This is a genomic window from Mycobacterium marseillense (assembly GCF_010731675.1).
GTDB lineage: Bacteria > Actinomycetota > Actinomycetes > Mycobacteriales > Mycobacteriaceae > Mycobacterium > Mycobacterium marseillense.
The window spans coordinates 3,076,819-3,097,359 of record NZ_AP022584.1 but is presented as its reverse complement, the minus strand read 5'-3'; the positions used below and the strand labels follow the sequence as shown (position 1 = coordinate 3,097,359).

Annotated in this window: 18 protein-coding genes and 2 pseudogenes; 9 read left to right on the top strand and 11 right to left on the bottom strand. The window is 68.3% G+C overall.

Going from position 1 to position 20,541, the window contains the following annotated elements; genetic code table 11:
* Positions 1 to 283 precede the first annotated feature (283 nt).
* On the top strand, positions 284 to 490 hold the full coding sequence (locus G6N26_RS14140; RefSeq protein ID WP_067166954.1) for a hypothetical protein: 207 nt from the start codon (positions 284 to 286) through the stop codon (positions 488 to 490).
* Positions 491 to 586: 96 nt separating this feature from the next.
* Here G6N26_RS14140 and G6N26_RS14135 read toward each other — a convergent pair whose 3' ends face one another.
* Positions 587 to 2,572, bottom strand: coding sequence for a molybdopterin-containing oxidoreductase family protein (locus G6N26_RS14135; RefSeq protein ID WP_083018332.1), 1,986 nt, complete (start codon positions 2,570 to 2,572; stop codon positions 587 to 589).
* A gap of 97 nt (positions 2,573 to 2,669) precedes the next feature.
* Between G6N26_RS14135 and G6N26_RS14130 the strand changes: the two are divergent.
* Positions 2,670 to 2,970, top strand: a pseudogene (locus G6N26_RS14130) (divalent metal cation transporter); the annotation flags it as partial.
* Between the two features lie 15 nt (positions 2,971 to 2,985).
* On the opposite strand, the gene G6N26_RS14125 reads toward G6N26_RS14130, so the two are convergent.
* From G6N26_RS14125 to G6N26_RS14115, 3 genes are all read right to left on the bottom strand, one after another.
* Positions 2,986 to 4,308, bottom strand: a complete 1,323-nt coding sequence (locus G6N26_RS14125) for a hypothetical protein (protein ID WP_083018330.1) — start codon at positions 4,306 to 4,308, stop codon at positions 2,986 to 2,988.
* A gap of 221 nt (positions 4,309 to 4,529) precedes the next feature.
* Complete coding sequence (locus G6N26_RS14120; protein ID WP_083018413.1) at positions 4,530 to 5,759, bottom strand: cytochrome P450; 1,230 nt, start codon at positions 5,757 to 5,759, stop codon at positions 4,530 to 4,532.
* A gap of 150 nt (positions 5,760 to 5,909) precedes the next feature.
* Positions 5,910 to 6,797 carry an NYN domain-containing protein gene (locus G6N26_RS14115; protein ID WP_067166969.1) on the bottom strand — a complete coding sequence of 296 codons (888 nt, stop codon included), beginning with the start codon at positions 6,795 to 6,797 and terminating at the stop codon, positions 5,910 to 5,912.
* An 80-nt stretch (positions 6,798 to 6,877) separates the two neighbouring features.
* Between G6N26_RS14115 and G6N26_RS14110 the strand changes: the two genes are divergently transcribed.
* Positions 6,878 to 7,747, top strand: coding sequence for an alpha/beta fold hydrolase (locus G6N26_RS14110; RefSeq protein ID WP_067166973.1), 870 nt, complete (start codon positions 6,878 to 6,880; stop codon positions 7,745 to 7,747).
* A 67-nt stretch (positions 7,748 to 7,814) separates the two neighbouring features.
* On the opposite strand, the gene G6N26_RS14105 is transcribed toward G6N26_RS14110, so the two are convergent.
* The 3 genes from G6N26_RS14105 to G6N26_RS14095 are packed head-to-tail and all read right to left on the bottom strand — an operon-like array spanning position 7,815 to position 9,669.
* Positions 7,815 to 8,981 carry an FAD-binding domain gene (locus G6N26_RS14105; protein ID WP_083018411.1) on the bottom strand — a complete coding sequence of 389 codons (1,167 nt, stop codon included), beginning with the start codon at positions 8,979 to 8,981 and terminating at the stop codon, positions 7,815 to 7,817.
* 8 nt (positions 8,982 to 8,989) lie between these two features.
* Entirely contained in the window at positions 8,990 to 9,340 is a 351-nt protein-coding gene (locus G6N26_RS14100; RefSeq protein ID WP_232067456.1) for a SpoIIAA family protein, read from the bottom strand.
* 8 nt (positions 9,341 to 9,348) lie between these two features.
* Positions 9,349 to 9,669 carry a hypothetical protein gene (locus G6N26_RS14095; RefSeq protein ID WP_083018326.1) on the bottom strand — a complete coding sequence of 107 codons (321 nt, stop codon included), beginning with the start codon at positions 9,667 to 9,669 and terminating at the stop codon, positions 9,349 to 9,351.
* Between the two features lie 58 nt (positions 9,670 to 9,727).
* Between G6N26_RS14095 and G6N26_RS14090 the strand changes: the two genes are divergently transcribed.
* Positions 9,728 to 10,150, top strand: a complete 423-nt coding sequence (locus tag G6N26_RS14090) for a MerR family transcriptional regulator (protein WP_083018324.1) — start codon at positions 9,728 to 9,730, stop codon at positions 10,148 to 10,150.
* A 227-nt stretch (positions 10,151 to 10,377) separates the two neighbouring features.
* On the opposite strand, the gene G6N26_RS14085 is transcribed toward G6N26_RS14090, so the two are convergent.
* Together G6N26_RS14085 and G6N26_RS14080 are read right to left on the bottom strand one after the other, a co-directional pair.
* Positions 10,378 to 11,631, bottom strand: a complete 1,254-nt coding sequence (locus G6N26_RS14085; RefSeq protein ID WP_083018322.1) for a cytochrome P450 — start codon at positions 11,629 to 11,631, stop codon at positions 10,378 to 10,380.
* A gap of 87 nt (positions 11,632 to 11,718) precedes the next feature.
* Positions 11,719 to 13,956: an FUSC family protein gene (locus tag G6N26_RS14080; RefSeq protein ID WP_083018320.1), complete on the bottom strand. Its 2,238-nt coding sequence runs from the start codon at positions 13,954 to 13,956 to the stop codon at positions 11,719 to 11,721.
* Positions 13,957 to 14,068: 112 nt separating this feature from the next.
* Between G6N26_RS14080 and G6N26_RS26150 the strand changes: the two are divergent.
* From G6N26_RS26150 to G6N26_RS14065, 4 genes and pseudogenes are all read left to right on the top strand, one after another.
* Positions 14,069 to 14,140: pseudogene (locus tag G6N26_RS26150) on the top strand (galactose-1-phosphate uridylyltransferase); the annotation flags it as partial.
* Positions 14,114 to 15,154, top strand: a complete 1,041-nt coding sequence (gene galT, locus G6N26_RS14075) for a galactose-1-phosphate uridylyltransferase (protein ID WP_372509314.1) — start codon at positions 14,114 to 14,116, stop codon at positions 15,152 to 15,154. The pseudogene G6N26_RS26150 and the gene galT, both read left to right, overlap by 27 nt.
* Positions 15,151 to 16,242 (top strand): galactokinase, encoded by a 1,092-nt coding sequence (locus G6N26_RS14070; RefSeq protein WP_083018317.1) that lies wholly within the window; start codon positions 15,151 to 15,153, stop codon positions 16,240 to 16,242. The genes galT and G6N26_RS14070 overlap by 4 nt, the downstream gene beginning before the upstream one ends.
* Before the next feature lie 196 nt (positions 16,243 to 16,438).
* Positions 16,439 to 17,140, top strand: coding sequence for a PAS and ANTAR domain-containing protein (locus G6N26_RS14065; RefSeq protein WP_083018315.1), 702 nt, complete (start codon positions 16,439 to 16,441; stop codon positions 17,138 to 17,140).
* A 4-nt stretch (positions 17,141 to 17,144) separates the two neighbouring features.
* Here the strand turns inward: G6N26_RS14065 and G6N26_RS14060 are convergent, their stop codons facing one another.
* Together G6N26_RS14060 and G6N26_RS26345 are read right to left on the bottom strand one after the other, a co-directional pair.
* Positions 17,145 to 17,630 (bottom strand): hypothetical protein, encoded by a 486-nt coding sequence (locus tag G6N26_RS14060; RefSeq protein ID WP_067166996.1) that lies wholly within the window; start codon positions 17,628 to 17,630, stop codon positions 17,145 to 17,147.
* Positions 17,631 to 17,662: 32 nt separating this feature from the next.
* Positions 17,663 to 17,953, bottom strand: coding sequence for a hypothetical protein (locus G6N26_RS26345; protein WP_163648685.1), 291 nt, complete (start codon positions 17,951 to 17,953; stop codon positions 17,663 to 17,665).
* Here G6N26_RS26345 and G6N26_RS14050 point away from each other — a divergent pair.
* Positions 17,901 to 20,540, top strand: a complete 2,640-nt coding sequence (locus G6N26_RS14050; RefSeq protein ID WP_083018313.1) for a GH92 family glycosyl hydrolase — start codon at positions 17,901 to 17,903, stop codon at positions 20,538 to 20,540. The genes G6N26_RS26345 and G6N26_RS14050 overlap by 53 nt on opposite strands.
* Position 20,541 lies beyond the last annotated feature (1 nt).

Sequence of the window (20,541 nt, the reverse complement as noted above, 5' to 3'; positions counted from 1 at the left end):
GGATCCCGCGCGGCTGGCCGCGTCGTCCCGCCCCACGGTTGCAGGCCCACAAGCCGTCCGCAACTCCTGATCATTTGTTTGCTGGGCGCCGCGCCATGGCGCGCTGCCTCGTCGCGACGCCGAGCGACGTTCCCGACCGAACGGCCCGCCGACCAGCGCCGCCGACGCTTGTTGTGAGACACGTGCGCAATTTCTACAAACTAGTTGTAAAAATTTGCACCGCACCGGTGTGGCGGGCGCGCCGGCGGGTACTGCTGGGGAAGCGCGATTTCTAGGGGGTGACATGTCCAGTCCCGCCACCATCTCAGTACTCCGCGAGTGCCGCACCGCACTGACCAGAGCGCGCGAATCGGCCCTCTCCGCGCAGACCGGCCTGGCCGGTGTCCGCAAGGCCCGCGCCGCCGAGCTGGCCGAGAAGATCGCCGATGCCATCGCTTTCGCCGACCGGCTGTGCTTCGTCGTCCAATGCGACGAACGCGCCGGACAGTGACGTTCGGCCATCAACGCCAATCCAGGCACCCTCTCGGTTCGACTCCTCCAACCCATCGGCCGGGAGGGTGTCTTTTGCCTACCGCGACAGCATGTTTCAGGCCGGGTGCAGGCTGACGGGTATCCCCGAGTAGCGCACCATGCCGGTGACCACGTCGATGTCGTCCTTGTTGGTCAGGTGGTTGACGTTGGCCACGTGGTGGCCGTGCGGGATCGATACCGCCCCGCGGCGAATGGAGTCGTCGACTTTGGCGATGCCGGTCAGTTCGCCGTTCGCGCTGCGGACCGTCACCTTCTGTCCGTCGGCGACGCCCGCATCCGCACCGTCCTGCGGATGGATGAGGATCTCGGGGGCTTCCCCGAGGAAATCGAGCTGCCCGTTGAGCTTTCGGCGCTGCCGGCGCGGCACCATCACCAGCGGCGCGGGCGGTTCCAGGTCCGCGAGTTGGTCCACCAGCAGCGGCGGCGCCAGTCGCCAGCCGCCCATCCGCGCGACGTGCTCGTCCACCCACGGCGCCGGCAGCTCGCGCGGGGCTTCGGCCCACCCCACGGCCGCCACCTCGTCGAATCTCGTTCGGGCGCCGGCTAATAGGACGGCCAGCACGTCGTCGTCGGTGCTGCTGTCGGGGTCGCCGAGACTGCCGAGCTCATAGCCCAGCCGGCGGCCGAGTTCGGCGAACACCCACCACATCGAGCGCCGTTCGCCGACCGGATCGACGACGGCCGGGCTGTATTGCACCGATACATGGGAACTCAGGATGTCGTGGATGGTGATGTCGGGCCGTTCCAGCGGGTCCTTGGTGGGCAGGACGTGGGTGGCCAGCTCCGTGGTCTCGTTGTTGATGATCTCGGTGGTGGCGAACAGCTCGAGGCTCTGCAGGGCCGGCACCAGCTTGCCGGTTTCGGGGAAGCTGGTGACCAGGCTGCCGCCGACGTTGATCAGGGCGCGGATGTTGCCCGCGGCGATTTCGTCGGGCAACACCGCGCAGGGCCACTCGTTGATGAACGCCTGCGCCTCGGGGCGGCTGCGGGGTCCCGGACCGAACGATCCCTCGATCGGCGTGACGGGCAAGAACTCACCGAAAGTTTCGAGCTGGTAGGCGAATCCGGGGTGAAACCACGTCCCGCCGGGCCGGTTCATCGCGCCGGTGAGGATCATCAGCACCCACGCGAGCCACTGCGTGACGTTGGCACGCTCGGCGGTCATCGTGACGCCGGTGCCGGTTTCGACAGCCACGCACCGGGCGGCGCGCACCCCGGCACACAACCGCGTCAGGTCGGCCTCGGAGACATCGGCCAGCTGCGCGGTGTGTTCGAGCGTGAACGGCTCGACCGCACGCGTCAACTCTTCGATGCCCTGCATGGGCACGTCGGATTTCATTCCGTCGCGCAGGATTTCGCGTACCAGATAGGCGAGCACCGCGTGGTCGGTGCTGGGACGCGGCGCCAGATGGCCGGTGGCCAGCCGGGCGGTCTCGGTGCGGCGCGGATCGATCACCCACACCTGCCCGCGCCGCGCGATCTCACGCACGGTGCCGGTCGGGTTGGGCATCGAGATCGCGTGCCCGTGCGACACAACGGGATTGACGCCGACGAGCATCAGGAAGTCGGCGTTGTCCAGGTCGGTCCGCCCGGACAGCCCCATGAATCCGCCGACCAGATCCGAGACCAGGGGCTTGGCGGTGCCGTCGATGGTCAGCGGGCTGAACTTGGCCGGCGTGCCGATCGCGGCGTGCAGGGCCTCGGCCATGCGGAAGCCCGCGCTTTCCATGGTGGAGAAGTAGAACGCGACCGATTCGGGCCCATGCCGGTCGATGATGTCCTTCAGTCGCGTGCCCAGGTCGTCCAGGCACGCGTCCCACGTAGTGTCCCGCAGCCGGCCGTCCACCCGCATCCTCGGGCGTTCGAGCCGGTCCGGGTGGTGGTGCAGCAGCGGCAGGGCGCGGCCCTTTGGGCAGGTGTAGCCGCGCGAGAAGGGATGGTCCTGATCGCCGCGAACGCGGACCACCTCGTCGCCGTCGACGTCGACGAGGATGCCGCAGACGGAGGTGCAGACGCGGCAGAAGCTACGCACCGTTTGCATACTTGGGCAACGTACTCTCGCAATTCGAGAAGGCCTATCGCATTTTCGAGAATGGCAGCACATTTCTCGCCAATGCCACTCTCCCGCCAAAACACCCTCCCTCGCGGGCGCGTGGAGACTCGCGGAGGTTTCGGCTGGAAGCACACGGTCAACGAGCGGCCCAACCGCGCCAGCGCGAAGTTCTACAGCACCTATTCGCTGGCGCACATCGTGGGCGCGGTGCTGGTGCTGGCCAGCGTCGACTTGGTCAATCTGGCCGTGGACGTCGAAGTCATGAACGAGTTGTTGCTGCCCATCGTGCTGGGCCTGCTGCTGGCGCTGGAAGCCAGGGCGCTGCCCGAGCAGTGGCGCATGCGGGGGTTGCGTACATGGTTCCGCAGGCGCTCGGCTGGATCTGAGCGCGCGGCCGAAACTCAGAACCAGGGCCCGGGGTAGTGGCCGTCCTGGTCTTGCACCATGACGATCTCCTTGCATTCGCCGTTGGACGACGGCGCGGTCTCGCCGCGGCACACCAGCGTCCATCCGGATATCCGCTCGAACGGGCGCGTCGACCAGCCGGGCGCGACGGGATCCGTTTTGGGCAGCGCGATTACCGAGAACGTGCCGCCGGTGCCGGTGAGGTAGAGGTGGTCTTCGAAGAACGCCAGCTTGGAGATCGACAGCTTCTTGGCATCGTCGCGGCTCTTGAGGAAGTCCCACTGTTGGCTGCGCAGGTTCCACACTCCGAAGCCGAATGAGGAGTCGGCCGAATTATGCCCGTCGACAAACAGTTTTCCGTCGGACAAAGCCGCGGTCAGCCCGCCGCCGGGAATCCGATCCGCATCGCCGAGCCGGATGATCGTCTTCGCGTTGAGGTCATAGAACATCGTTGACACCGCCGGGGGGTTGTGCGGCTCGCGGTGGGTGAGCTGCACCAATTTGTCTGGGCCGTCGGCCAATTCGGCGTCCACCGACTGCGCGTCGTTGTCCTGATAGATCGCCTCCCCGGTCGGGCGGCGCAGCTCGGCTCCCGGGGCAGTGCCGGGGCCGGTGTTGCGCTGAAACGCGAGCACGTCCTGCCATGCCCGGGCGGGCTGGGGGTCGTCCCACATGGTCGTCAGGTCGGCGCCGGACAGGAGCACGGTGCGGGGCGGCGACGCGGTGGCGTGCCCGTCGGTGAATGCGTTCACCCACGCCACGCCCGCCGCGGTCGGCGCCAGTCCCCATTCCTTCGGCGCGGTCAACGTCAGGCCGGGAGCCGGCGGCTGCAGTTCTTTCGCGGCGACCTGGTGGCCGGATGCCCAGTCGTAGGAATACGCGGTGGTCCTTGAGATTTCGGGCGCCGGGGCCTGGGCCGGCTTGACGGTGGTGACCACGTAGACGACCTTCAAGTCGGCGGCGGCGCCGGTCAGCGCGCATACGGCGCCGGTGAGGTTCTCGCCGGCGCCGAGGGTGGGGATGGCCGGCGCGACGTATTGCCCCGTCTTCGGGTCGAAGATTTTCGGCCGGATGTCCTCGAGCGCGGATTTGCCGGCCGAAAAGGTCTGCGGGCACCCGAAATACGCCGTGCCGCCGTAGCTTTTCCAGTCCTTCTCGAGCGGGCCCGTGATCGGGGCGGGGCCCGCGGCCGCGTGGGTGGTCGTTTTCGACGCCGACGCCGACGCCGACGTCGTGGCGGTCAGCGGGGGCGCCGACACGGTTTCCGAACAGGACGACAGCGCGAGGCAGGCCAGCGCCGCGCGCCAGGCTGTACGCATTGAAAACCCCCGTGAATTTTGTGTAACCAAAGGAGCGTAAAGCCGCCCCGGGTCGCCCGCGACTCGGCGGATTGCCAACCGCCGTGGCGGACGGTGTGAAGCCTTGGCGTTCGGTGTGCGGCTACGGCGGTCGTGCTCGGCGTGTCGCCGCCCTGGGTGCACCGTGAAAGCCGTGGATTCACACTCGAATCCCCTCAGCGATCCCTCAGCCCAGCGGATGCCTAGCGGTCGAACTCCAGGGGCAGGCTCAGCGGTCCGCTGAGGGTTCCCATCGGCTTCCACGGCGCCGGGCCGATGATGCGCGGGTTGCGCAGGCGGCCGGTCAAGACGGTCAGCGCCTCGGCGATCTCGCGCCTGGCCAGGTTGGCGCCGAGGCAGTAATGCGCGCCGCCGCCGAACGTCAGGATGGGCGGGGCGCCCTCGCGGGTGATGTCGACGCGGTCGGGGTCGTCGTAGACGGTGGGATCGCGGTTTGCCGCCCCGGTGTTGAGCAGGACCATCGTGCCGGCGGGGAACACGTAACCGTCGACCTCGGCGTCCTCGGCCACCAGTCGCAGCGTCCCGCACACGATCGGCGAGTGGCGCATGGTCTCCTCGACGGCACGCATCGCCAACTCGGGCCGCCCGCGCAGCAGCTCCCACTGCTCCCGGTGCTCGCACAGCAGGTGCACCGACGCGGCGACCTGGTTGCGGGTCGTGTCCGTCCCCGCCAGCAGCAGCCCCCCGGCGAGCATGCGCAGTTCGGCCGCGTTGAGCCGGTCGCCCTCGTCCTCGGCGCGAATCAGGTCGGACAGCAGATCATCGGTGAGGCTGTGCCGGCGCCGGGCGACCATCTCGTCGACGTAGGCGTCGAGCTGGCGCCACGCGCGCATCACGACGGGCTCGACCTCGGTCAGGTCGACGGTGAAACTGAAGGCCTTGAAAACGTCGTCCGCCCATCGGGAGAACTGTTGCCAGTCCTCGCGGGGCGCGCCGAGCAGCGCGCAGATGATCGGGACGGGGTACGGGCGCGCGATGTCGGTGACCACGTCACAGCGACCGGCGTCGGCGATCTGATCGACCAGGTCGTTCAACACATCGACCATGGTGTGGTGCAGGCGCAGGGTGGCCTTCGGCGTGAACGCCTTGGCGGTCAGACTCCGCAGCCGGTGGTGCTCGTCGCCCTCGAGGCACAACAGGCTGTTGACCACCTTGTCCCACAGCGGGCCCGAAGTGATGCCCTGCACAAGGAGATTCAGGCCGGGCGGGATCTGGAACCGCGTATCCCGCAGCACGGACCGGACCATGTGGTACCCGAGCACCTCGGGGCCGTGCGGTCCCAGCGCGACGGGCGCGTGCCGTTGCGCCTCGCGCAGGCGCGGGTAGATCTCCGCGGGTGTTTCGTCGTCGCGGTAGGTCAGGGTGGGCAGGTCGGCATCGAAAACGCTTGGGGGAGCGGCACCGACGGTCATGACGGTCTCCTCATCGATCCCCCACCAGCTGCGGACGACTTTCAGACAATGTATGGCCACCACAGGTGGCTGTCAACGATATCTCCCGGTGCACCGGGCAAACGCCATACGCCAAAGAGAAAATGCATTGCCGCGACGCGGCCGCGCCGCTCAATCCTGCGCGCGCAGCCGCACCATCCGCGTCGTGGACGTCTCGTCCAGCTCGACGACGTCGGAGCGTGACCGCAGGAAATCACTGAATGACCGGAAACCCAAAGACCTTTCGCTGAACGACGGATCCATGCGCCGCATCTGGGCCTTCACCGCGGAGTTGTGCAGCCAGTCGACATCGTCTTTCTCCAGGCCGATCTGCAGCGCGCGCGTCAGCAGCGCGGTGGCAGCGGCCTGCGCGTCGGGCGGCTCCGGCTCCTCGGCCTGCGCCGCCTTGGTGCGCCCGCCGCGCCGCTTCGGTGGGTCGGTGCCGGCCGGCGCGGGCTCGCGGTCGAGCGGAGGAACCCCCGGCAGCGCGTCGTACACGACGAACTCCTCGCACGCGGCCGCCAGCGCCCGGCTCGACGCGCCGGCCACCCCGATGCCCACCACGTACCGGCCCAGCCTCTTACAGCGCTGGGCCAGCGGGATGTAGTCGGAGTCGCCGGCGACGATCACCACGTGGGTCAGGTCGGGCAGCCGGAACATGTCCTCGACGGCGTCGACGGCCAGCCGGATGTCGGCGCCGTTCTTGCCGTAAGCCGCCGCGGGGAACAACTGCACCAGGTCGACCGCGCGGGCCACCAGCTGCCCGCGGTACCCGGCGTTGATATCCGCCGACCAGTCCGCGTAGGCGCGGGTGAGGACCAGGGTCCCGAACGACGACGCGAAGTCGAGGATGGCGCCCACGTCGACCGTCGCCCGGTCCAGCCGCTCGGAATACTGTTCGAGGCCCTTGGCCTTGTCCTTCTGAAACGAATTCCGCCCGTGGATCTGGTCGTAGCGGGAGATCACGATGTTGTCGAAGTCGAGGTAGACGGCCACGCGGGCGGCAACCGGTTCGGTCATGCACTAGATCATTGCTCAACCGGCGGGCATTTGCCCCGACCCCGCGTCGTGAGCAGCACCAAAGCGGGTACACAGCCCCCATGGGTGACGTGAAGTTTCTCGAGCTACATGGCGATCGCATCGCCTACCGCGACGAGGGTGACGGCGAGGTGCTGCTGCTCATCCACGGCATGGCGGGCAGTTCGGATACCTGGCGGTCGGTCATACCGGCGTTGTCGAAGAAATTCCGGGTCATCGCGCCCGACCTGCTCGGTCACGGCGAGTCGGCGAAGCCACGCACGGACTACTCGCTGGGCGCGTTCGCCGTGTGGCTGCGGGATTTGCTCGACCAATTCGGTGTCAGCCAGGCCACCGTGGTCGGTCACTCGCTCGGCGGTGGGGTCGCGATGCAGTTCGTCTATCAACACCCCGACTACGCCAAGCGGTTGATCTTGATCAGCAGCGGGGGGCTTGGTCCCGATGTGGGATGGGTGCTGCGGCTGCTTTCGGCCCCCGGAGCGGAGCTGGTGCTGCCGATTATCGCGCCGACGCCCGTGCTGTCCGCCGGCAACAAGCTCAGGTCCTGGTTGAGAAGCGCCGGCATCCAGTCGCCGCGCGGGGCGGAGCTGTGGAGCGCCTACTCGTCGTTGTCCGATGGTGAGACGCGGCAGTCTTTCCTGCGAACGCTGAGGTCGGTAGTCGACTACCGAGGCCAGGCGGTCAGTGCGCTCAACAGGCTCTCGCTGCGGGAGGACTTGCCGGTCATGGCGATCTGGGGAGAGCGCGACGGCATCATTCCCGTCGACCACGCGTACGCCGCGCATAAGGCTCGTACCGACGCCAGGCTCGAAATCCTGCCTGACGTAGGCCATTTCGCGCAGGTGGAAGCGCCGAACCAGGTGGTGGAGCTGATCGAGGACTTCATCTCCACCGATCGCCGCGATGCGGAGACCAGCCGGCTGCCCTTGTGATTTAGGCGCCCGGCGAAGCAATCCTGCTTATCCGCGAGGCGGTCGTAAGATTGTGGCGGCGCGGTAGTTATATGCCGTAGTCGGGCACTTCGAAGTCGTCGCGCACGTCGCGGGCGAGAAGCCTTGTCATCGGGGCGAAATTCATGGTGCGCAGGGCCAGGTTGCGGAACCACAGCCCGAATCCGGTCCGGGTGGCGAAGAATCCGATGAACCGCGCCGCGCCGGCCTGCTTGCTCTCGATGAAGGGACGCAGGCGCGTCTCGTAGGCGTCGAACGCGCGGCGATGGTCGCCTCCGGCGCGCGCGAGTTCGCCGGCCAGGACGTAGGCCTCGGTGATCGCCAGGCCGGTGCCCTCACCGCCGAGCAGCGAAATGCACCCGGCCGCGTCCCCGATGAGCAGCACCCGCCCCCGCGACCAGCGGTTCATGTGGATCTGGCTGACGACGTCGAAATAGAGGTCATCAACGTCGTCGAGCGCGGCCAGCATATCGTGGGCTTCCCAGCCGCAGTCACGAAACGTGTTGCGCAGCTGGTCTTTCGGCGGCGTATTGGTGTCGTCGTGGTCGGCGCGGAAGATGAACAAGAACGTGGTGCGATCGGCGCGCAGCGCGAACCGCGCCAATTGCCGCCCGGGCGCCGCGTAGGTGACGTAGGCGAGTTCGTCGCGCGGCCGGTAACCGTCGACCACGCAGGCCGCCACCTTGCAGCCCAGGTAGCGCTCGAAGTCGCGCTCGGGCCCGAAGACCAGGCGGCGCACGTTGGAGTGCAACCCGTCGGCACCGATCACCAGGTCGAAATCGCGCGCGGCGCCGCGCCCGAAGCCGAGGCGTACCCCGTCGTCGCGCTCGTCGACGGAGGCGATGCTCTCGCCGAAGACCGTTTCGACCTTGTCCTCGATGGTCGCGTAGATCGCCGCGGCCAGGTCGCCGCGCGGCAGGCTGGTGAAGTCGGCGCCGAGCAGGCGGCGGAAGACGTCGACGTCCACGTCCGCCTTGATCTCGCCGCGCGAGCCGACCGAACGGAGCCGTTCCATCCCGTATCCGGCGGCGCGGATCGGCCCCTCGATGCCCATCCGCTTGGCCACCTGGTAGCCCACGCCCCAGAAGTCGATCATGTAGCCGCCGGTGCGGAATTGGGGCGCCTGCTCGATCAGCGTCGGTGTGTGGCCGGTCCGATGCAGCCAGTGGGCGAGCGCCGCCCCGGCCACGCCGGCACCGCTGATGGCGATTCTCATGATGGCCTCTACGCTCGCACCCACCCCCATGCGGCGTCTAGGCGTTCGCGGTCGAAGGTGCGCAACTCGCCGCTCATCAGTAACGCGGCGACATTGACACACGATCGCTCCCACCGCGGCGCACCGACCATGGCCACCTTGACAAAGTCGTTGCGGTGCCTGATATCGAAGAGGGTGTTGACCCATGCCGCGCGCAGGGTCCATCCATCGAATGGCTCGTCGATCAAGAACAGCACCTTCAACGTGCCGAATCGATCGAGCAAGGCTTGCACCGCGGGCACGAGCACGTCGCGGTAATCGCTCATCGTCAGCTTGTTCGTCGCCCGCAGCCCCAGCACGTCGCCGTCGCTCTCGCGCATGACATCGATCACGGTTGGCCTCGCGGTCGCGTGCGGGGCGCGAACAGATCATCGGCGTCGGCGCCGAAATCGGCTGGGGCGTCGATGATCACAACGACCGCGTCGTCGTCCTCCTCGATGCTGAACTGGAGAGACGGGCAGCACTCCCGCTCGTGGCGAACCAGCTCCCGTGCCTGGGCGGCTGCGGTCGGCCGGTATTTGAGCCGGATGCGGCGACCGTCGCGCTGATAGGTGTCCAGCGCTGTCGCGTTGAGCAGTCCTATCCACGCAATCCGGGCCGCGCGACCGGACGCGGTCAGTGTGCAGGCGACGTAGTGTTCGGACACCATTCAAGGATCGGACTTCAAGTGGGTTGAGGGTCAAGGCCGCACGCGAGACCATGAATGCATGGCTCTCAGGATTGGCGAGCTTGCCGAGGCAACCGGGACGACGGCACCGACAATTCGCTATTACGAACAGATCGGTCTTCTGCCCAACCCACGACGGGTTGGAGGTCAGCGTCGCTATGAAGAGGACGATGTGCGGCGGGTGACGTTCATTCGACGCTGCCGCGACCTTGATTTCTCGGTCGAGCATGTCCGCAGTCTCGTCGAACTCACCCACGATCGTGACCGTTCCTGCTTCGAGGCCCGTGACTTGGCGCTCCTCCATCTGACCGCGGTGCGCGCAAAACTCGCGCAATTGCGGACGCTCGAAAGTCGCATCGTCGAACTGATCGCGACCTCTGAGTTGGATTGCGGTGGCGCGCGCGCTGCGGACTGCGTTGTGCTGGACAGGCTATCGGGGCCTGCTCAGCTGCCTCGGCCCTAGCTGCGTGGGTCTTCAATGAGCCGTTTGAGATAACGCAGCTCGGTTCTAGTGTGCTTCCGATCCTTTTCCGCACCACTGAGTAGGTGCACGAACGCGAAGGCGACGATGCGCCCCACCGGGTGGCGTGGGAAGCGTGCCCAAACCCGTGCACGACGCGAGTGGAGGTCGCGTCGAGCGGCTCGACGCTCCAGGTCACATGGGCGCCCGTGCCGCATGCAAGCCGCCGGCTAGTGGGCCTGCGGAGCGCGGTCGCCTTGGTAATCGACGTGCCAGTGCTTGATGCCGTTGATGAACGATGACCGCAGGCGCTCCGGGTTTCCCACCGGGGCGAGGTCGGGCAGCCGATCGGCGAGCGCGTTGAACATCAAATCGATCGTCATGCGGGCCAGATTGGCGCCGATGCAGTAGTGCGCTCCGGTGCCGCCGAAACCGAGGTGCGGGTTGGGGCTGCGCAGGACGTCGAAGGTGAACGGGTCGTCGAAGACCTCTTCGTCGAAGTTGGCCGAGCGGTAGAACAGCACCACCCGCTGGCCCTCGGCGATGGCCACACCGCCGATCTCGGTGTCCTCGCGCGCGGTGCGCTGAAACGCGGTGATCGGTGTGGCCCAACGGATTATCTCGTCGGCCGCGGTATTGGGTCGCCGTGCCTTGAACAACTCCCATTGGCCCGGATAGTCGGTGAAGGCCATCATTCCCTGCGTGATCGAGTTGCGTGTGGTCTCGTTTCCCGCGACGGCCAGCGTGACCACGAACATGCCGAACTCGGCCTCCGACAGGCGCTGTCCTTCCGCATCGGCCTGGATCAGCGTGGTGACGATGTCGTCGGAGGGCTCCTCGGCCTTGTGCGCCGCCAATTGCATGGCGTACCACATCAATTCGCCCGCCGAGGTCAGCGCGTCGTTGCCGGCGAACTCCGGGTCGTCGCTGCCGATCATGTTGTTGGTCCAGTCGAACAGCTTGTCGTAGTCCTCGTGCGGGACCCCGAGCAGCGCGGAGATTGCCTGCAACGGCAACTCGCAGGCGACCTGGCGGACGAAGTCGCCCGAGCCCGCCGCCGCGGCCTCGGTGACGATGCGGCGGGCCCGCTCGGACAGTTCGGCGCGCAGCCGCTCGACCGCGCGGGGCGTGAAGGCCCGCGACACGATCTTGCGCAACCGGCTGTGCTCGGGGTCGTCCATCATGATCATCGACGCCCGGCCCGCCTCAATCTGCCCGGCCGCCAAGTCTTCCCGGTAACGCGGCACGATCGACTTGGTGGCCGACGAGAACACGTCGCTGCGCAGCGAGACGTCGCGAATGTCGCGGTGCTTGGTCACCACCCAGTAGCCGCCGTCGCCGAACCCGCCCTGATCCGGCGCCTGTTCGTTCCACCAGATCGGTTCGGTGGCGCGCAGTTCGGCGAACTCCTGCACCGGCAACCGGTGGGCGTAGATGTCGGGATCGGTGAAATCAAAGCCCGGCGGAAGGTTCGGTGTGGCCATGGGATTTCTCCTCGGCTGTGGCTACGGACCGCGGCGGTTAGCACGATGGTAGCCGGGTGCTTGCGTGATCGGTAGCAAAGCGAGGTGTCAGCCGGGCGTCGCGGCCGTCGGGACGCTTTCGCGTCCACCGAGGTTGGTGGCCGCGGTGATCACGGCCCGCTCGATCTGGCGAAGGGCGTGCACCGCGGTGAGGAATTGGCGGATGTCGTGTTGTGACTCGTCGCCGTGGCCGTCGCTGTCCTGTTGGCGCGCCAGGGTTTCCGCGGCGTCGAGTTGATCGGCCGCCGAGACCAGCCTCGGCGCGTGACCACCCTCGATGGCCTCCTGCAACGCCTCGATGTTGCGTCGCGTCTGGGCGGCGGCCGCCGAAAACGCCTCGGCCCGCTGCGCGGCGGGCGGCGGTGACCCGGCCGGGTCCTGATACTGCTCGCTGCTGCGCGCCAGGCTGCGGCCGTATTGGTCGCAGGCGGCGAAGATCCCCAGGGCGCGGCGAATGCTGCGCCGGCCGGCGAGCCCGGAGACACCCGCCAGGAGCGGCTTGGCGGTGACCCGGAACTGCTGCAGATCCCGATCGACCTGACGCGCCTGCTCGGACGGGCTGGTGCCCTCCTCGTCGTCGCCGAGCATGGCCGCGGCGCTGGCGTCGATCAGCGCCGACAGGCTCGTCAGGAAGGCGCGGGTGTCGGTCCGGATCGCGGTTCTGGTGTTCGTCGGCAACACCACGACCGCGACCGTCGCCCCGATGACGGCGCCGATCGCGGTCTCCTCGATCCGCAGCATCAACACGGCGAAGGAGAACTGGCCGAGCAAGCCGTACAGCAGCGCCAGCATCGTGGTGATCCAGAACGTCATCAGGCTGTAGGTCACCGTCATGAAGTAGAAGGCGCAGAACAGGCACACGAAAATGCCGGCGAGCGCGGCGAATTCGTGGCCGGTCAACAGCGTTGCCACCAGCACGCCGGCGGGCACGCCGAGCAGGGTGCCGAGCAGGCGCTGCCAGCCCTTGGTCAAGGTTTCGCCCCAGGAGTTGGTGCCGGCGAAGATCACGAACGCCGCGATCACCGCCCAGTACCAGCGGGCCGGCGAGACCAGCTCCCCGGTGACAATGGCCAGCGAGGCCGCGATACAGACCTGGATGGCTTGCCGGGTGGTCGGCAGCAACCCGGCGGGGTGGCCTTCGTCGGCGGTCTCCTCCGGTGCGGTCTCGTCCGGTACCGCGCGCTCGGCCGCCGGTGGGCGCTCGCTGTCGGTGTCGTCGAGGGGGGCGCCGGCGGCCATCCGGTCGACGATCGCGCGCACGTCGGCCGTCGCCCCCGCGGCGTTGATGATGGCCAGCGCGAGGCGGCGGACCGCGGTGGCGCCGGGGTCATCGTCGGCCGCGGCCGCGCCGGCCCGCTCGTCCAGCAGCCGCTGCGCGCGGTCGGCGGCCCTGCGTAACCCCTCGGGTTCGGGCAGGCGGATCGCGCGCGCCAGCTCGGAGAGTGCGTCGACGAGCGCGACCCGGGTGGCGATGGGCAGGGATTCCGGGGCCGCACCGGCGACCGCGGCCGCCCGCCGGCCGGCGGTGGCAACCCATTCGATGGCCAACTCGGCGTCCAGCAACCACGGGACCAGCTGGTGTGCGGTGACGCCGGGCCACAACGCGCCAGGATCGGCTTTGTCCTCGATCTGGCTCTGGACCAGCAGGGCGGTCTCGTTGAGCCGGGTGGTGCGCGCGCGCATCCGGCGGCGCCGCCGTTCGTCGAGGCGGCCCGTTTGCACCGCTTCGGCGGTGGTGTCGATGACGATCGCCATCCGCGCCCGCAGCGCCCGGATGGTGGCGCGCAGCACCCGCTCGGGCCGGTCCGGCAGCACGTAGGTGGTCATTACGTACGTGCACACCGTGCCCACCGCGACCGCGCCGATCATCCAGGGCAGTTCCGCGACCCGGGCCCGCAGATACAGCGTGAAGAAGTACGACATGAACGCGACCATCCCCAGCGCCCTGCCGCGCGCCCCGAAGCGGCGGATGTAGGCCGCGGTGAACACGATCACCACGAAGACGGCATCGCTGGCGATCACGTGGGGGGCCAGCAGCGCGGCGGCGGTGATGGCCACCGCGGCCGGGACGGGCAACAGCGCCATGGTGATTCGCTGCTGGCGCGGGTCGGGCTCATTGACGGACCGCGACGCGACCATGGTGATGACGACACCCAGCAGCGCGACCGTCAGGGGTTGCCCCGTCGCCCTGGTGAGGACGAACAAGACCAGCAGCGAAAGGCCCAGCGCGGCCGTTGTCCGAGTCGCCATCCGCAGCCGCAGCAAGCCAGGATCGGAGCCGATCACCCAGTTGCGGGCGCGTTCGTACAGGACGCTTATTCCGGTGACCGCCTCTCTTGCGCGTACCCCCCATGGTTACCCGAACTGGGTGGCGGCGACCAAGCTAGTGTTCGACATCGTGACCGCGCCGACGCGAGCGAAGCTGGCTGACGGCCGTGACCTGCTGTTCTTCTCGCTGCCCGGGCATCGTCCGGCACCCGTCGAGGACCGCCGGCCGCTGCCGCCGCGCACGACCGAACAGTCGCAATTGCGGTTCGACCGCACCACCGGGCAGTGGGTGATCATCGCGGCGCTGCGCCAGGACCGCACCTACAAACCGCCGCCGGAGGCCTGCCCTTTGTGCCCGGGACCGACCGGGTTGACCAGCGAGGTGCCCGCCCCCGACTACGACGTCGTCGTGTTCGAGAACCGCTTTCCCAGCCTGTCCGGCGCCGCGACGCCTCTTCCCGACCTCGACGACACCGACGGCTTCGTGTCCGCCCCGGCGCCCGGCCGCTGCGAGGTGATCTGCTTTTCCGCCGACCACACCGGCTCCTTCGCCGAGTTGACGCCGGCACACGCGCGGCTGGTGGTCGACGCGTGGCGGCACCGCACGGCCGACCTGATGGCCGCGCCGGGCATCGAGCAGGTGTTCTGCTTCGAGAACCGCGGTGAGGAGATCGGGGTCACCCTGACCCATCCGCACGGTCAGATCTACGGCTACCCCTATCTGACGCCGCGGACGGCCGCCATGCTGGAGCAGGCACGCGCACACCGAAACAAGCACGACAGCAACCTGTTCGCCGATCTGCTGGAGCGCGAGGTCGCCGACGGTGGCCGTATCGTCGCACGCAACGAGTCCTTCACCGCGTTCGTGCCGTTCGCGGCGCGCTGGCCGGTCGAGGTGCACATCTACCCGAACCGGTTCGTGCCCAACGTGGTCGGCCTCGACGAGGACGAGCTGGACGGATTCGTCGCCGTCTACCTCGACGTGCTGCGGCGCTTCGACCGGATGTATTCCACACCGTTGCCCTACATTTCGGCGCTGCACCAGTATTCCGGGGCCGGAATCCAGGCGGACGGGTACTTCCACGTCGAGTTGATGTCCATCCGGCGCAGCGCCACCAAGCTCAAGTACCTGGCGGCCTCCGAATCGGCAATGGACGCCTTCATCGGCGACGTCACCCCCGAAAGCGTGGCCCAGCGGTTACGGGAGCTGCAGTGACGGTGCGCTACGCCGCACCGGGGCGGATCAACCTGATCGGCGAGCACACCGACTACAACCTGGGTTTCTCGCTGCCGATCGCCTTGCCGCAGCGCACGGTGGCGACCTTCACGCCCGGTCCCGGCGACGCGATCACCGTGACCAGCGACCGCGCGGACGCCCCGGCGCGCATCGCGATCGGCACCGCTCCGGGGGAGGTGACCGGCTGGGCGGCGTATGTGGCCGGGGTCATGTGGGCGCTGCGCCAGGCCGCCCACCCGGTGCCCGGCGGCACCATGTCGATCACCAGCGACCTGGAAATGGGCTCGGGCCTGTCGTCCTCGGCGGCTCTGGAATGCGCGGCCCTGGGGGCGATCGCCGCGGCCACGGGCGTGCACATCGACCGCACGGAACAGGCCCGGCTCGCCCAGCGGGCCGAAAACGAATACGTCGGTGCCCCAACGGGTTTGCTCGACCAGCTCGCCTCGCTGTATGGCCGGCCGCGCAGCGCGGTGCTGATCGACTTCGCCGACCTGGCCGTCACGCCGGTGGCTTTCGACCCTGAGGCGGCCGGCGTCGCCCTGCTGCTGATCGACTCCCGGGAGCGCCACAGCCACGCCGGCGGCGACTATGCGGCGCGGCGCCTGTCATGCGAGCGCGCCGCCGCCGATCTTGGGGCGTCGTCGCTGCGCGAGGTCGGCGACCGCGGCCCCGCCAACCTGGCCGCCGTGCGGGACCCCGTCGACGCCCGCCGCGCCCGCCACGTGCTCACCGAAAACCAGCGGGTCCTCGATTGCGTTACGGCACTGGATGGTTCGAACTACGTCGAGGCCGGGCGGATCTTCACCGCCTCGCACGCCTCCATGCGCGAGGACTTCGACATCACCACCGAACGCATCGACCTGATCGCCGATGCCGCGGTGCGCGCGGGGGCGTTGGGGGCGCGGATGACCGGCGGCGGATTCGGCGGTTGTGTGATCGCGCTGGTGCCGATCGAGCGCACGGGGCCGGTCGGCGAGGCGGTGCGGCGCGCCGTGGTCGACGCCGGCTTCGAACAACCCGCCGTCATCCGGACCCGGGCGGCCGCCGGCGCGGGATCATCCGAGTGAGCGCCGAAACTTACTCTTCCGGAAATTTTCTGATTCCGCGGTGACCACCGGTCAGAAACTGTAACCTCACGGCCATGGGGGTACCTCACTCCTGCGTGCGCAGTGCCAGCCTTCCCGCCCGGGCATCAGCGATCCACTGGAGATCGCCGCTGCAGGCCGCCCCCAGCCCGATGGCTCTCGACGCGAAACACTCACCGTGGCTTGGGAATTAGACAGCCAGGCCGCAGCGATCGAGCGCGGTTTGGCCGGCGCCGTCCCGCAGTGCGCGGGCTGGTTCCGCTTCTACTTCGAGGGCCAGCGCTGGGTATGGTCCGAGCAGGTCCAGCGCATGCACGGCTATGAGCCCGGCACCGTGACCCCCACGACCGAGCTGGTGCTGTCGCACAAACATCCGGCCGACCGCCCCCAGGTGGCGGACGGCATCAACGACATGATCAGGCGTCGCCAGGCGTTCAGCACGCGGCATCGCATCGTGGATACCCGCGGCCTCATCCACCACGTCATCGTGGTGGGCGATCGATTCTGCGACGACAACGACAAGGTCATCGGGACGCACGGCTTCTACATCGAAGTCACACCGGCGCCCACCCGCGCCCGCGAGGATTCCATCAGCGCCAAGGTCGCCGAGATCGCCGGGCGCCGCGGCGTCATCGACCGCACCAAGGGGATGCTGATGCTGATCTACGGCATCGACGAGGACGCCGCGTTCACCATGCTCAAGACGCTGTCCCAAACGGGAAATACGAAACTCGGGGTGCTCGCCCAACGCATCGCCGAGGACTTCACGGCGCTGGGCAAGGAAGTCATCACGGCGCGTTCGCGATTCGACCAGCGCCTGCGCGGGGCGCACCTGCGTGGGCCCGGCGGCGATGGTCGGCCCGACGGACCCGCCGTCTGAGCGGTTAGCCGGCCGGACTGAGCCGGACCGCCCCCAGGTGCAGGCGGTCGACCGCTTCGGCGAACTCGTCGCGGGTCGGTATGCGGTGATCGCGGAACTTCAGGCCGATCACGCGCTGCGCGCGCGCCACGCCATAAGACTCCGCGGCGCGCACCAAGAGTTCGGACACGACGGCCCGGTCGCGGATGAGCTCGCCGCGCATCGCGGTCGTCGTACCGTCGTACACCACGTCGACGGGACCGCCGTCGCGGAAGTTCTGCTTCCACGGCGCGCCGGTCAGCGCGTAGAGTTGATCGTCAATCAGGTGCGCGCTCAACGGAATTGAATAGGGTCGGCCCGTCTTGCGCCCGGTGAATCTCAACACCATGAATTGCTTGCGCGCGGCACCGGCGAAGGGACTGCGGAGCAACAACCCCATCACCGGGTTGATGAGACGCAACAGCGCCGACGGTGGATGCCCGGCGTCGACCGCATAGGACTGCTCTGTCATGCGTTTACCGTAGGGCCCCACGGCGCCGGGGCCTACCGTTCCGCCGTGATGGTGGTCCGGTCGTCGATGACGCTGGTGGCGTCCATCAACGGACCCTGGTCGCCGTCCAGACCATCGGCGTTGAGCTGCGGCACAGAGACCGCCCCTGGCTGAGGAATCTGCTGGCTTTTTGCTGTCATCCCGGCCGGCCGGCGATCGTTATCCAATTTCCTGGCGAAAACGCCCCCGCAATGCACCGCTACGCGGCCGTTATCGGAGTAAGAGACTTCTATGCGGTCACGAAGGGCGCTGATTGCGGTCATCGCGGCGTCGGCCGTGTTCATGACCTTTATCGCCGCGGCCCCGCCGAAGGGGTATGACGGCCCGCCCGTTTTCGTGGCGAATCCGGTCGATCACGTCGCGACACTCATCGGCACCGGGACGGGCGGTGAGACGGTCGGCGAGATCAACAACTTCCCCGGCGCCACCGTGCCGTTCGGGATGGTGCAGTACTCGCCGGACACCGTCGGCAACTACGCCGGGTACAACTACGACAACCCGCGCTCGACCGGCTTCAGCATGACCCACGCCTCGGTGGGATGCGCTGCGTTCGGCGACATCTCGATGCTGCCGGTCACCGGCGGCGTCGGCCCGCAACCCTGGAACGCCTGGGAGACGATCGCCCACGACGACACCGAGCAGGGTGTGCCCGGTTATTACACCGTGCGGTTTCCCGAGACCGGGGTGAAGGCGGAGCTGACCGCCACCGCGCACACGGGCGTCGGGCGTTTCAGCTACCCGCACAACGGCCGCCCCGCCCTGCTGCAGGTGCGCTCGGGCTCGTCGCTGGCGGGCAACTCCCGCGCGACCATCCAGATCGGGGAGGACAACAGCACCATCACCGGGTGGGCCACCAGCGGTGGGTTCTGCGACAAGCCGAACGCCTACACCGTGTATTTCGCCATGAAGTTCAGCCGGCCCTTCACCGCGTACGGGACGTGGGACGGCGCCACGGTCTACGCCGGGGCCCGCAGCGCGAACGCGCCCTACAGCGGCGGCTACGTGGAGTTTCCGGCCGGCGCGGTGCTCGAGGTGCGGACCGCGATCTCCTACGTCGGCATCGAGGGGGCGCGGGCGAACCTGGCGGCCGAGGACGGGGCGGGCTTCGACGAGGTGCGCGCTGCGGCCTCGAGGGAGTGGAACGCCGCTCTGTCCCGTATCACGGTGGCCGGCAGGAATGGCGATGATCTGACGACCTTCTACACCGCGCTGTACCGATCCCTGTTGCACCCCAACACGTTCAACGATGCCGACGGGCGCTACGTCGGATTCGACGGCGCTATCCGCACCGTGGCCGCGGGCCACACCCAGTACGCCAACTTCTCCGACTGGGACACCTACCGGTGCGTGGCGGCATTGCAGGCGTTGCTGTTTCCGGACCGGGCCAGCGACATGGCCCAATCGCTGGTGAACGACGCGGAGCAGAGTGGTTCGCTGCCGCGCTGGGCGTTCGCCAACGCCGCGACCGGCGAGATGACCGGGGACAGCGTGGTGCCGTTCATCGTCGGCCTGAACACGTTCGGCGCCAAGGACTTCGACGTGCGCGCCGCGTTGCGCTACATGGTGGACGGGGCGACCAAGGGTGGGGTGGGACTGGCCGGTTACGTGGAGCGGCCGGGCATCGAGACCTACCTGCGGTTCGGTTACGCGCCCTTCACCCTGGAATTCGGCCGCAACGGCTGGATCGCCGACGCCTCGATCACGCTGGAGTGGTCGATCGATGACTTCGCCATCTCCCGATTCGCCGACTCCCTCGGGGACGCCGCGACCGCCGCCGATTTCCAAAATCGGTCGCAGTATTGGCAGAACCTGTTCAATCCCAGCACCCGATCCGTGGTGCCCCGCAGCTGGAGCGGGTTCTTTCGCCCCGGCCCCGCGGTCGTGGTGTCCCCGGACAACTTCGGCCAAGTCGGGTACGACGAGGGCAATGCCGAGCAGTACGTCTGGTCGGTGCCGCACAACGTGGCGGGCCTGGTGACCGCGCTGGGCGGCCGCGCGGCCGTGGCCGGCCGGCTCGATCGCTTCACCGAGAAGCTCAACGTCGGCCCCAACCAGCCCTACCTGTGGGCGGGCAACGAGCCGAGTTTCGGTGTGCCGTGGCTGTACAACTACATCGGCCAGCCGTGGAAGACCCAGCGCACGGTCGATCGGGTGCGGGGACTCTTCGCGCCGACGGCCGATGGAGAACCGGGCAACGACGACCTGGGCGCCCTGGCCGCCTGGTACGTGTGGGCGGCGCTGGGCCTGTACCCGGCCACCCCGGGCACGCCGATCCTCACCGTGGGCGCACCGCTTTTCGATCGCGTCGACATCGCACTGCCCGCCGACAAGTCCCTCCGGATCTCCGCCCCCGGCGCGTCGGGGCCGCACCACCTCAGCTACATCAGCGGCCTGAAGATCGACGGCCGGCCCACCGAGCACACGTCACTGCCGGAGTCGATCATCACCACCGGCGGAACGCTGGCGTTCTCCCTCGCCGCCTACCCCGACAAGCGTTGGGGCACAGCCGAAACTGACGCGCCGCCGTCGTTTGGGGCGGGCAGTTCGGGGTTGACCGCCAATGTTGCTCAACCCGTCGTGACGATCGCGCCCGGGCACACGGGCACGGTTACCCTCGACGCGCAACGCATGACCGACGGCCCCGACGGCTACACGATCTCCGGCACGTCCTCCGATGCCGGGATCACCGTGGCGCCCACACCCGGCCGATTCGGCGACGGGGGCTCGGCCGCGGCGGCCGTCCTGATCACGGTGGCGCAGTCGGTGCCCGAGGACTACCACCTGGTGTATCTGACCACCACGGCCGGCCAAAGTGTGTGCAGGTCAACCGTTCTCGTAGTCACGCAGGCCGAATCCGCCAACAACTCCTGAG